This window comes from Mycobacterium sp. SA01, from assembly GCF_041287105.1.
Lineage (GTDB): Bacteria > Actinomycetota > Actinomycetes > Mycobacteriales > Mycobacteriaceae > Mycobacterium.
Genome location: NZ_JBGGNO010000022.1, coordinates 26154 through 38334 on the forward strand (window position 1 = coordinate 26154; position 12181 = coordinate 38334).

The window sequence follows — 12181 nt, forward strand, 5'->3', positions numbered from 1 at the left end:
CCACGGATGTGACGCAAGTGCCGATCATAGGTGATGCCAGAATGACGCCCCGCAGGCATTTCACCCTCAAGGGAGCCCGATGCTCAGAGCCCTCGCCGTCACGTCCCTGTGGGTGGTGGCGCTGGCCGCCGCGGGGCTCGCACTGGCATTCAGCCCCTGGTGGTGGCTGATCGCCGCGCCGATGGGGGCGATCGCGGCATTGGGCACCTGGGACCTGCTGCAGACCCGGCACACCCTCCTGCGGTCTTACCCGGTGCTCGCGCACGCCCGCTGGCTCGCCGAGGCGCTGCGCCCCGAGATCAGGCAGTACTTCATCGAGTCGAACACCGAGGCCAGTCCGTTCGATCGAGAGACCCGTGACATGGTCTACGAACGGGCGAAGGGCACCAAGAGCGATGAGCCGTTCGGCACCGAACGGGACGTCAACGCACTGGGTTACGAATTCCTCCGCCACTCCCTGCGGGCCCATTTCGCGTCCGAACTGCCACCCCGGGTGCGGCTGGGCGGTCCGGACTGTGGGGTCCCCTACGACATCGCGCTGCTGAACGTCTCGGCGATGAGCTTCGGTGCGCTGTCGGGAAATGCGATCGAGGCCCTCAACGGCGGCGCCGCCCGCGGCGGATTCGCCCACGACACCGGCGAGGGCGGCATCAGCCCCTATCACCTCAAGCACGGCGGCGATCTGATCTGGGAGATCGGCTCCGGCTATTTCGGTTGCCGCGACGCCGGCGGCCACTTCGACGCCGGACTGTTCGAGGAGAAGGCAGCCTTGCCGACGGTGAAAGCGATCTCGATCAAGCTGTCCCAGGGCGCCAAGCCCGGCCTCGGCGGGGTGCTGCCCGGCGCCAAGGTGAGTGCGGAGATCGCCGCCACCCGTGGCGTGCCGATCGGGCAGACGGTGGTGTCCCCGCCCGCGCACACCGCATTCAGCACCCCGCTGGAGATGCTGCACTTCATCGCGACGCTGCGCAGCCTGTCCGGCGGTAAGCCGGTCGGGTTCAAACTGTGCATCGGCGCGCGCACCGAATTCCTGTCGATCTGCAAGGCCATTCTGCACACCGGGATCACGCCGGACTTCATCATCGTCGACGGCTCTGAGGGCGGAACCGGTGCGGCGCCACAGGAATTCGAGGATCACGTCGGCATGCCACTGACGGAGGGACTGATGCTGGTGCACAACTGCCTGGTCGGCACCGGGTTGCGCCGCCACATCAGGGTCGGGGCCTCGGGCAAGGTCGCCAGCGGGGTCGACATCGTCAGCCGCATCTGCCAGGGTGCGGATTTCACGATGTCCGCCCGAGCGATGATGTTCGCGATCGGGTGCATTCAGGCGATGAAGTGCAACACCAACAGATGCCCGACCGGTGTCACCACCCAGGATAAGGCCAGGGCCCGGGCGCTCTATGTTCCCGACAAGACCGAGCGGGTGGTCAACTTCCAACGCGCGACGGTGGCCAGCGCCGCCCAGATCGTCGCCTCCATGGGACTCAACGGATTCGACGAGCTGGAGCCGTCGATGCTCAACCGCCGCATCGAGGGTCAGCGCACCCGCACCTACGCCGAGATATACGACTGGTTGATGCCCGGGGAGCTGCTCGAGGATCCACCGGAGTCGTGGCGGTCGGACTGGATCGAGGCCTGCGCCGAGGAATTCCGCTAACTAGGCGGGCTGCGGCGAGGGCGCGACGATCAACGCCCTGCGCACCGCGCGCCGACGCGAAACGTGCGCCGCGGTCACTGCGCCCAGCACGCCCAGCGTCGATGTCGTGAGGATCGACAACCCGGTGTTGGCCATGATCAGGTAGCCGAACGCCGCCGCCACAGCGAGCAGCGCATAGCGCGCGGTGGTCCACTGCGCGGGATGGCCGAATCGGGTGCCGACCACCATGCCGAGAACCAGTGCCACGCCGTGGCCGACGTTGGTGAAGTCACCGAAAGTTCCGACGGCCGAACCGACCGCGACCGCCAGCCACCATCCGGTCCAGGCCGCGCGCCACTGGCGCGGGATCGCCGCGGTCAACGCGCCGAGGACACCGACAGCCCCGTAGCTCATGCCGACGTCGGTGGCGTTGACGATCGACCACGATGCCAACCCGGCGGCCAGCGCGCCTGCCAGGCCCGCTGCGACCAGCAGCGTCGCACCGACATGGCCGACGACGAACGCCACCACCATCCGGCGGCTGTGCCACAACAGCTCGGCCAGGCCGAGGATCGCGAACAAGCCGGGCAGCCAGACATAGATGGGTCCGGTCTCGGTGACGAACGCGCTGCCGATCAGCGTGCCGAGACGGCCGTGCGCGAGATTGTGCAGGTTGGTGCTCGCATGCCAGATGACCTGTTCACGGAAGTGCGGCCCGAGCGCCAGCAGCACGGCCGCCACCGCCACGAGCGCGGCGGTGTAACCAAGGGTGACTCGGAGGCGGACCAGCCTCCTCAACAGTGAAACGACCATCTCCATCCACTATGCCTGGGCTTCGAGATCGTCTCCATCGTCCTCGACTGGCAGATCCCTGCGGGTTTTGAGCCGGTACATCGCCAGATCGGTCGGCACTCCGGTGGCGCGCGGGGCGAACACCTGACGCCTGATCCGCTTGACCGTGACGCCCAGCGCGTCGAGTTCGTCGGGGCTGATGCTTTCCAGCGTCTCCCCCGATACGACCAATCCGCCCCGGGTCGCGCGGTCCATCACCCGGGCGGCGATGTTGACGTCGACGCCGAGCCAGTCCGAGCCGATGCGCTGCGGCCTGCCGGTGTGGATCCCGGCGCGCATACGCGGCGTATAGCCGTCTACCTCGACTGTTCGGACCGCCTCGCGGGCCGCCATGGTGGCGCGCACGGCGGTCGCGGGGTCGGCGAAGACGGCCATGATGCCGTCGCCCATCCGCTTGACGATGTGGCCGCCGGCGTCGAGCAGCGGCGGTTCGACGACCTGAGCGACGCGGCGCAGCAGCCGCAAGGTGGCGTCGTCACCGGCCTGCAGCGACCAACTGGAGAAGCCCACCAGGTCGGTGAAGACCAGCGTGACCTCAGGGTTGGCGGGGCGCCCGGACACGCGTTCGGTGAGCGCCTGCCAGATCTGCAGTGTGGCCAAGCTCACCTCGCGGGTGGCTGCCTCACGGTCACGCAACAGCCGGTCGGCGGCCCGCGCGGCGGCACGAGCCCCGCCATCGCCCGCCGCGGACAGCGGGTCGCCGAAGTCGGGATCGCCGGGCAGCATCCGCCGGGCACGACGAACGAGGGCGATGACACCGGGGTTGTGATTGGTGTTGTGCCACCATGCCGCGGGCCCACGCCCGGGCCGCACCAGTTGGTTGACGTCAACGAGGGAATCGGGTTGATCGTCGAACGGCTCGACGTCCACAAGATCAAGCCTAGGCAACGCTTTTCGGGCGGCCAACCAGGTGTGACGCGGTCGACGTCTCGCTATGCCAAACGACTGGTCACAGCTTCATCGCCGTCGTAGACAACACTCGTTGTCAGTCCTATCGTTAGGCAATGAGGTCAACGTCGACCGAAAATAGCGCCGAGCCGCTCGGGCCGGACTCCCTGACGTGGAAATACTTCGGCGATCTGCGCACCGGGATGCTCGGGGTGTGGATCGGCTCGCTGCAGAACATGTACCCGCAGCTGGGCGCCGGAGTGGAAGAACACTCGATCCTGCACCGCGAGCCGCTTCAGCGGGTCGCCCGGTCGGTGTATCCGATCATGGGCGTGGTGTACGACGGGGACCGAGCCCGTCTGACCGGCGAGCAGATCAAGGGGTTCCACCGCGGTATCAAGGGCGTCGACGCCGCGGGCCGGCGCTATCACGCGCTGGACCCCGAAACGTTCTACTGGGCGCACGCCACCTTCTTCATGTTGATCCTGAAGGTGGCCGAATACTTCTGCGGCGGCCTGACCGAGGCCGAAAAGCGCCAGCTGTTCGACGAACACGTGCAGTGGTACGCGATGTACGGCATGAGCATGAAGCCGGTCCCGGAAACCTGGGAGGACTTCTGCGAGTACTGGGACCGGGTGTGCCGCGACGAATTGGAGATCAACCGGGCGACGCTCGACATCTTCGATATCCGCATCCCGAAGCCGAAGTTCGTCTTGATGCCGACTCCAGTGTGGGATCAGTTGTTCAAGCCGATGGTGGCCGGCCAGCGGTGGATCGCCGCCGGATTGTTCGACCCGGTGGTCCGCGAGAAGGCCGGAATGCGCTGGACGCCCGGCGACGAGGTGGTGCTGCGGTTACTCGGCAAGGCGGTCGAGGTCGCGTTCTGGGCGGTGCCCGACGAGATCCGGCTGCACCCCCGCGCGCTGTCGGCCTACCGGCGCGCCTCGGGACACCTTCCCGCGGACGCGCCGCTGGTCGAAGCGCCCGGCTTCATGGCACCCCCTAAAGATCGCCGTGGGCTGTCCATGCACTATGTCCCTCGGACCAAGAGCCTCGTCGCGCGTGCGGGGTCGCTGGTTCACACGACGTTCTCACTCGCCGGTTTGCGGCCCGCCCGAGGACGTTCCGCCGCCGCCTGAACCGGAGAACCCATGATCGAATGGTCCGACGTCGATATCGCTGTGCGCGACGCCGTCCGTGAGTTCGTCGACAAAGAGGTGCGCCCGCACCTCGACGAGCTGGAGAGCGGCGATATGGAGCCGTACCCCATCATCCGCAAACTGTTCGCCACCTTCGGTATTGCCGAGATGGCGCGCGAGTCGCTGGACAAGCGCCTGGACCGGCTGCGGGCCGGCTCCGAGTCGAAGTCCGGCGGCGGTGGTGGCATGTTCGGCGACGGTGGCTCGGCCGGAATGGGTTTCGTCCTGATCAGTGAGCTGTGCCGGGTCAGCATGGGCCTGGTCACCGGGATGGGTGTCAGCCTGGGACTCACGGTCCCGACGATCCAGAGCCGCGGCACGCTGGCCCAGCAGGAGCGCTGGCTGCCGGAGCTGGTGACCTACGACAAGATCGGTGCATGGGCGATCACCGAGCCGGATTCGGGTTCGGATGCGTTCGGCGGCATGAAGTCGTACGTGGTGCGCGACGGAGATGACTACATCCTCAACGGGCAGAAGACGTTCATCACCAACGGACCCGACGCCGACGTCGTCGTGGTGTACGCCAAGCTGGACGAGGGCGACGGCGCCGACAAGCGGGATCGCAAGGTGCTGACCTTCGTGTTGGACCGTGGAATGGAAGGCTTTGTTCAGGCGAAGCCGTTCCGCAAGATGGGGATTCACAGCTCGCGCACCGGTGAGCTGTTCTTCAACAACGTGCGGCTCGGTCGCGACCGGCTGCTGGGCGAGACCGAGGAGAACAAGTCCGGCGACGGCCGTGACAGTGCCCGATCGAGTTTCGCCGCGGAGCGGATCGGTGTGGTGTCGATGGCGCTCGGGGTGATCGAGGAATGCCTGCGGTTGTGCACCGATTACGCCAAGACACGCACGTTGTGGGGCAAGGAGATCGGGCAATTCCAGTTGATCCAGCTCAAGCTGGCCAACATGGAGGTGGCGCGAATGAACGTGCGCAACATGCTGTTCCGGGTGATCGAATGCGGGCAGACCGGCACGCCGATCTCGCTGTCCGAGGCGTCGGCGATGAAGTACTACTGCTCGCAGGCTGCCACCGATGTGGCGATGGAAGCGATCCAGCTGTTCGGCGGTAACGGGTACATGACCGAATACCGGGTGGAACAGCTTGCCCGCGACGCGAAGTCGCTGATGATCTATGCCGGCAGCAACGAGGTGCAGATCACCCACGTGGCCAAGGGGCTGCTCGGGGCCTGAGCTCCCACGGGGCCGTCTGGCATGAGCATCAGGGTTGGTGCCCGCCTCCGAGCGACAGGTGGCGGGCTTGCGCCCGCAGCGCCGCGACCCGCTGATGTATGCGGTGCTCCGTTCCGCGCGGGATCCCCCACTTGGCCGCATATCGTCCGCGGCCGAGGGGACGGACTCGGTCGTGGACCCGCTCCCATCGCAGCGCGTCCGAGATCGCCTTGGACGGCCTGCCGGCGACGGCAAAGCCCCAGTCGTCGAGCGCCACGACCAAGTCTGCAACAGTCGTGGGACCGTTGAGCTGCAGATATCGGGTTAGCACGTAGCGGAGATTTGTCCCTCGCAGCAGTAGTGAGTCGGCCATGCCGCCACCGTGGCACAGCACACTGACACGGACTGGATTGTCGCTCGGAGGCGGGCACCAACCCTAGTGGGCCGGCCCCCCGCCCGTACCGAGTGCCCGGACCAGGGCCCGATGCACCGCGCTGCGCCCGAGCGCGACCTTGAACGCATTCTGGCTCAGCGGCCGGGCGCCTGCCATCGCCTGCTCGCCGGCCCTTCGCAGCGCCGCATCCTCGGGCCGCAGGCCGACCAACGCCGCTTCGGCCGCGGGCACCCGCCACGGCCGCGGGGCGACGCCGCCCAACGCGATCGCTGCGGATGCGATCACCCCGTCGACCAGCTCGACTCCTACCGCCGCCGACACCAGCGCAAAGGCGTAGCTGTGTCGATCACGCAGCTTGAGGTACCAGGAGTGCGCCGCGAACGCGGACGGCGGCAGCTCGACAGCGGTGATGAGTTCTGCTGTCCGCAAACAATTTTCGCGATCCGGGGTATCTTCGGGCAGCGTGAAGAAGTCCTCGATCGGGATACTGCGGGCGCCGTCTGGGCCCCGCACATGGACGACGGCGTCGAGGATCGCCAGCGCCACGGCCATGTCGGAGGGATTGGTCGCCACGCACCGCTCGCTGCCCCCGAACAGCGCATGTTCGCGGTTGAACCCCTCGAGTGCCGAGCATCCCGATCCGGCCACCCGTTTGTTGCAGCGGTCGAATTCGGTTTGCATGAAGTACGGGCAGCGGGTCCGTTGCAGCAGGTTGCCACCCACGGTCGCCATGTTGCGCAACTGCGTGGTGGCACCGCTGAGAATCGCGTGCGACAACACCGGGTACTGGCGCCGAATCAACGGATGGTTGGCCAACGCGGTGTTGGTGACCCCGGAACCGATGCGCACACCGCCGGCGTCGGTACTCACCACCGAGGTCAACCCGACGCGCCGAACGTCGACGAGCGCCGATGGCTGCAGCACACCGTTTTTCATCAGGTCGACCAGGTTCGTGCCACCGGCGAGGTACGCGCCGCCGGTCTCGACGACGGAACGGATCGCGTCGTCGACCGACACCGCACGCCGGAAGTCGAAGGTTTTCACTGCGACGTCACCTTCGCGGCTGCAGCGACGGCATCGACGATGTTCGAGTAGGCGCCGCATCGGCAGATGTTGCCCGCCATCCGGTCCCGGATCTCGTGCTCGGTCAGCCCCGGGCGACCCGCGAGCGCGGCGTCGCGGTCACCGTCGAACGACGCCGCGGACAGATCGCCGCGGGCGTGCTCACGCAGCATGGCATGCGCCGACGAGATCTGGCCCGGAGTGCAATAGCCGCACTGGAACCCGTCGTGGTCGAGGAAGGCCTCTTGCACCGGATCGAGTGCATCGTCGCTCCCGATCCCTTCGATTGTCGTCACCGCCGACCCGTCCACCGACACGGCCAGCGCCAGGCAGCTGACGATCCGCTCGCCGTCGACGGCCACCGTACAGGCGCCGCACAAGCCGTGGTCGCACCCCTTCTTGGTGCCGGTCATCCCAAGCCGCTCACGCAGCAGGTCCAGCAGTGTGGTCCGGACGTCGACGGTGATCTCGTGCAGCGTCCCGTTGATGCGAAGGGCGATCCCGTGTTCGGATACCATCAGCTCCCCTGACTCGCGACGTCGTGAATCATCAACTGTTCCACTGTGATCGGCAGGTCGCGGATCCTGCGGCCGGTGGCGTGAAAAATCGCGTTGGCCACCGCCGCGGCGACGCCGCAGGCGCCGATCTCACCGATGCCGCGGACGCCGATCGGGTCCAGGCCGAGGTCGGGCTCGTCGATGAACGTGATGTCGAAGTCAGGCCGGTCGGCGTGCGTCGGGACGTAGTACTCACCGATGAGTTGCGAGGTCCGGGTGTCGTACGGCACCTGCTCCAGCAGCGCCATCCCGACGCCGAACGTGATGCCGCCCATCACCTGATTGCGGGCCAGTACGGGGTTGAGGACGCGGCCGCAGTCCATCACCGCAACCCAGCGGGTCACCGTCGCCCGTCCGATCACCTCGTCGACCTCGACTTCGCAGAAGTGCGCGCCGAACGACTGCGAGACGGTGTCGCGCTGCTGACCGCCGTCGACCGAGGCGGTGAAACTCAGCTCATCCAGGTAATGCTGTCCACCGTTCGCGATCACCTCGGCGACCGCCATCCGGTGGCCCGCGGAGACCACATCGCCGTCGACCAACCGGATGTCGCCTGCCCGGTGGAACGGTGAGCTCTCATCGGCAGCCAGCAATGCGCGCAACCGGTCTCCCCATCGGGTGGCCGCGGCATGGACGACCGACCCGACCGTGGCCGTGGTCTGCGACGCCCCGCTGTACGGGGCATCCGGAAACACCGAGTCGCCGGAATCGAATGTGACGGACGACAACGACAGACCCGTGGCGTCGGCGGCGACCTGACACATCACGGTGCGCACCCCGGTGCCGATCTCGTGGGTGGCCGAGGCGAACCGCACCGAACCGTCAGCGGCAGTGGTCACGCTGCACGAGGCCGGCATCCGACGACCCGGATACGTCGCGGTGGCCATGCCCCAGCCGAGTTGAATCCCGTTGTCGGACAAGGATCGCGGGTGCAGAGGACGCTTATCCCAGCCGAACCGCCGCGCCCCGAGGTCGTAACAGTCCAGGAGATGCTTACCCGACCATGGTTTGCCGCTGGCCTGGTCGGCATCGGCGTGGTTGCGGATGCGGAGTTCCAACGGGTCCATACCGAGGTCGACGGCGAGTTCGTCCATCGCGGATTCCAACGCGAAAAGTCCGGGCGCCTCCCCCGGTCCGCGCATGAAACATGGTGTGGGAGCGTTGATTCGAGCGGTCCGGTGGGAGACCACCAGTCGCGGTGTCTGGTAGAGGATGCGGCTGGACAGCCCGGCCGGCTCGCAGAAGTGCGCCACCGTGGACGTCTCGGTGACCGTGTGATGCTCGACGCTGCGAAGCGCGCCGTCATCGCTTGCGACCAGCCGGATCTGCTGGCGGGTCCGAGGCCGATGCCCGGTCGAGGAGAACATCTGGTCGCGGGTGAGGACGAGTTTGACCGGACGCCCGATCTCCCGCGCGGCGACCGCGCACAACACCACATGCATCCACAGAAAGCTTTTCGACCCGAACGCGCCGCCGACCAGGGGTGCGATCACCCGGACGTGAGGTTCCGGGATGCCCAGGTAGGCGGCCAGCGCCGCACGTTCACCCGTGATCCACCGAGTCGTGTCATGCACGGTGAGCTGATCGCCGTCCCACGCCGCGATGGTCGCCGAGAGTTCGATCGGATAGTGCGCATTGAGCGGTGTCGTGTAACTGACATCGACGCGTGCCGCGCCGGTCGGTTCGTCACCGGGTCCGCGATGGTCCTGCAGTTTCTCCTCATCCAGCTTCACGAAGTGATCCGGAAGGTAACTGCCGTAACGGATCTGGCCGTCCTTCTCATCCGGTGCCGGGGTGGCGCCGAGCACCTCGTCGATGGCCAACGCAGCCGGTTGCACCTCGTAACGCAGGTTGAACAACGATGCCGCATGGGTGGCGTTTTCCGGCGAATCGGCCACCACCACGGCCATGTGCTGGCCGACGTGCTGGACCGTCAGATCCGACAGCGGCGGCCGGCGCTCCATCGGCAGGTCGAACGTGACGTCATCCGGCAGCCGATGCAGCACGGGACAGTTCAACGGAGTCACCACGTGCAGCACGCCCGGTGCCGCGGCCGCGCGTGCTGCGCTCTCCCGCAGCGATTCGACGGTCACGGCGCCACGGGCGATCCCGGACTGCACCACCGTGGCATAGGCCACCCCGTCCACGACGGTGTCGGCCGTGTAGCGGGCACGCCCGGTCACCTTGTCCCGACCCTCGATCCGGGTGACTGGTAGTCCGATGTGCCGAGCCGAACTCATTCCGCCATTGTGCATGAGCTGTCGCCGGCGCGCTGGACACGCGCGCTCTGATACAGGCAAATAGCCGCAGCGGCAGCAACATTCAGGCTTTCAGCGCCGCCGGTCATCGGGATCGTCACCCGCCGGTCGGCCAGCGCGGCAACCTCAGCCGACAGGCCCTGCGCTTCTGGCCCGAACACCCAGGCGGTCGGCGCGGCCAGGACCGGATCGGCGTCGTCCAGGCTCATCTCGCCGTCCAGCGTCGTCGCCAGCACCTGCAGGCCCGCGCCGCGCAACCGGGCGAAAACATTCTCCGGATCATCGGCGACCACCACCGGCACCGCGAAGATGCTTCCCGCCGAGGACCGTAAAACCTTGCCGTTGTAGGGATCCACACTGTGCCCGGCGAACACCACCGCCGCGGCTCCCATCGCGTCGGCCAACCGGATCAGGGTTCCGGCGTTACCCGGCTCCGACAGTTCGACCGCCACCACCACCAACGGCGGCTGGTCAGCCAGCACCGCATCGATATCGCCGTCGGGCGCCGTACACACCGCGACCAGCCCCGAGGGCGTCACCGTCTCCGAGAGCGCTTTGGCCGCACGCTCGGTCACCCGGTGGACAGTCAACCCGGTGAGCAACCGGGCATGGCGCTGCACGGCGGCATCGGTGGCGAACACCTCGATCACCAGTCCACGCCGGCCCGCAGCCTCGACCAGGTTGGGCCCCTCGGCCAAAAAGCGCCCAGCACGACGACGCCCGGTGTGGCGCTGCAGTTTTACTGCAGCCGCCACCCGGGCGGATCGTTCAGTGAGTGCCTCTGACTCCGAAATGTCAGGCGGCTTCACCGGAGGGAGCGTTGACGTCCTCCGGCAGCGCAGCCTTGGCGACCTCGACCAGCGCGGTGAACGCGGCGGGATCGCTGACGGCGATCTCGGCGAGGTTCTTGCGGTCGACCTCGACACCGGCGGCCTTCAGGCCCTGGATCAACCGGTTGTAGGTGATGTCATTGGCGCGGGCAGCCGCGTTGATGCGGGAGATCCACAGCTTGCGGAACTCACCCTTGCGGGCACGACGGTCCCGGTAGGCGTAGGTCAGCGAATGCAGCTGCTGCTCTTTGGCTTTGCGGTAGAGCCGCGAGCGCTGGCCGCGGTAGCCCTTCGACGCCTTGAGTACTGTGCGCCGCTTCTTCTGGGCATTGAGTGCGCGCTTCACGCGTGCCATTGGGGTGTTCCTATTCTCGTTCGGTCAGAAAGTTGAGGGTTACGGCGCTTAGCCGTTCAGCATCGCGTTGACGCGCTTGGCGTCGTTGGCCGCCACCACGGTGCGACCGTCCAGGCGACGGGTGCGCTTGGTGGCCTTGTGCTCGAGCAGGTGGCGACGGTTCGCCTTCTGCCGCACGATCTTCCCGGTGCCGGTCTTGCGGAAGCGCTTCGATGCTCCGCTATGAGTCTTGGCCTTGGGCATTGGTCCTCAGTTCTACGTAGTCTCGGGGCCTAATTGGTGGTGTCTTGGTCGGTGGGTTGCGCCTCGGCCGGGCGCCCCGCGGGGGCGTCGGCGTCGTGCGCCGCCTTGGCGCGAGTCTTCGCGCCGCGGTGGGGTGCCAGCACCATCGTCATGTTGCGGCCGTCCTGCTTGGCGGAGGTCTCGATGAAGCCGTAATCGGCGACATCGGCACCCAGCCGCTGCAGGAGTCGGAACCCCAGTTCCGGTCGCGACTGCTCGCGGCCGCGGAACATGATCGTGACCTTGACCTTGGACCCGGCTTCGAGGAAGCGGATCACGTGACCCTTTTTGGTCTCGTAGTCGTGCGGGTCGATCTTGGGCCGGAGCTTCTGCTCCTTGACGACGGTCTGCTGCTGGTTCTTGCGGGACTCGCGCGCCTTCTGGGCTGTCTCGTACTTGAACTTGCCGTAGTCCATGATCTTGCAAACCGGCGGCTTGGCGTCGGGGGCTACTTCGACGAGGTCAAGATCGGCATCCGCGGCGACGCGAAGAGCGTCTTCGATGCGCACGATGCCTACCTGCTCCCCGCCGGGTCCGATCAGTCGGACTTCAGGTACGCGGATGCGCTCGTTGACACGGGTCTCAGTGCTGATGGGGCCTCCCTGGTTCGGTTTCCTTTTCGGACCACCGCGATGTCACAAGGAAACAGCCGGGGAGAAAACCACGCCATCAGCGAGAAGGCCCTGCATGTAACAGGG

General features: G+C 67.0%; 13 protein-coding genes. 3 read left to right on the forward strand and 10 right to left on the reverse strand.

What is annotated here, in order from left to right; all coding sequences use genetic code 11:
• Positions 1-79: 79 nt before the first annotated feature.
• Entirely contained in the window at positions 80-1660 is a 1581-nt protein-coding gene (locus AB4879_RS26230; RefSeq protein ID WP_370509932.1) for an FMN-binding glutamate synthase family protein, read from the forward strand.
• Here the strand turns inward: AB4879_RS26230 and AB4879_RS26235 are convergent, their stop codons facing one another.
• Together AB4879_RS26235 and AB4879_RS26240 are read right to left on the reverse strand one after the other, a co-directional pair.
• Positions 1661-2452, reverse strand: a complete 792-nt coding sequence (locus AB4879_RS26235; RefSeq protein WP_370509933.1) for a rhomboid-like protein — start codon at positions 2450-2452, stop codon at positions 1661-1663.
• Between the two features lie 9 nt (positions 2453-2461).
• Positions 2462-3307, reverse strand: a complete 846-nt coding sequence (locus AB4879_RS26240) for an adenylate/guanylate cyclase domain-containing protein (RefSeq protein WP_370510225.1) — start codon at positions 3305-3307, stop codon at positions 2462-2464.
• Positions 3308-3495: 188 nt separating this feature from the next.
• Here AB4879_RS26240 and AB4879_RS26245 point away from each other — a divergent pair, with 188 nt between their 5' ends.
• Positions 3496-4518: an oxygenase MpaB family protein gene (locus AB4879_RS26245; protein ID WP_370509934.1), complete on the forward strand. Its 1023-nt coding sequence runs from the start codon at positions 3496-3498 to the stop codon at positions 4516-4518.
• Positions 4519-4530: 12 nt separating this feature from the next.
• Positions 4531-5766, forward strand: a complete 1236-nt coding sequence (locus AB4879_RS26250) for an acyl-CoA dehydrogenase family protein (RefSeq protein WP_370509935.1) — start codon at positions 4531-4533, stop codon at positions 5764-5766.
• A 28-nt stretch (positions 5767-5794) separates the two neighbouring features.
• On the opposite strand, the gene AB4879_RS26255 is transcribed toward AB4879_RS26250, so the two are convergent.
• The 8 genes from AB4879_RS26255 to infC form a co-directional block, all read right to left on the reverse strand.
• A complete protein-coding gene (locus AB4879_RS26255; protein WP_370509936.1) occupies positions 5795-6118 on the reverse strand; it encodes a hypothetical protein in 324 nt (107 codons plus the stop codon).
• 63 nt (positions 6119-6181) lie between these two features.
• Positions 6182-7183, reverse strand: a complete 1002-nt coding sequence (locus AB4879_RS26260; RefSeq protein ID WP_370509937.1) for a xanthine dehydrogenase family protein subunit M — start codon at positions 7181-7183, stop codon at positions 6182-6184.
• Positions 7180-7719, reverse strand: coding sequence for a (2Fe-2S)-binding protein (locus tag AB4879_RS26265; RefSeq protein ID WP_370509938.1), 540 nt, complete (start codon positions 7717-7719; stop codon positions 7180-7182). Before AB4879_RS26265 ends, AB4879_RS26260 begins: the two co-directional genes overlap by 4 nt.
• Positions 7719-9998, reverse strand: coding sequence for a xanthine dehydrogenase family protein molybdopterin-binding subunit (locus AB4879_RS26270; RefSeq protein WP_370509939.1), 2280 nt, complete (start codon positions 9996-9998; stop codon positions 7719-7721). The genes AB4879_RS26265 and AB4879_RS26270 overlap by 1 nt, the downstream gene beginning before the upstream one ends.
• Positions 9995-10810 (reverse strand): TrmH family RNA methyltransferase, encoded by an 816-nt coding sequence (locus AB4879_RS26275; RefSeq protein ID WP_370510226.1) that lies wholly within the window; start codon positions 10808-10810, stop codon positions 9995-9997. The genes AB4879_RS26270 and AB4879_RS26275 overlap by 4 nt, the downstream gene beginning before the upstream one ends.
• Before the next feature lies 1 nt (position 10811).
• Positions 10812-11201, reverse strand: a complete 390-nt coding sequence (gene rplT, locus AB4879_RS26280) for a 50S ribosomal protein L20 (protein WP_011780528.1) — start codon at positions 11199-11201, stop codon at positions 10812-10814.
• A gap of 48 nt (positions 11202-11249) precedes the next feature.
• Positions 11250-11444: a 50S ribosomal protein L35 gene (rpmI, locus tag AB4879_RS26285; protein WP_036344784.1), complete on the reverse strand. Its 195-nt coding sequence runs from the start codon at positions 11442-11444 to the stop codon at positions 11250-11252.
• A 29-nt stretch (positions 11445-11473) separates the two neighbouring features.
• Positions 11474-12076, reverse strand: a complete 603-nt coding sequence (gene infC / locus AB4879_RS26290) for a translation initiation factor IF-3 (RefSeq protein WP_102809438.1) — start codon at positions 12074-12076, stop codon at positions 11474-11476.
• Between the last annotated feature and the right edge of the window lie 105 nt (positions 12077-12181).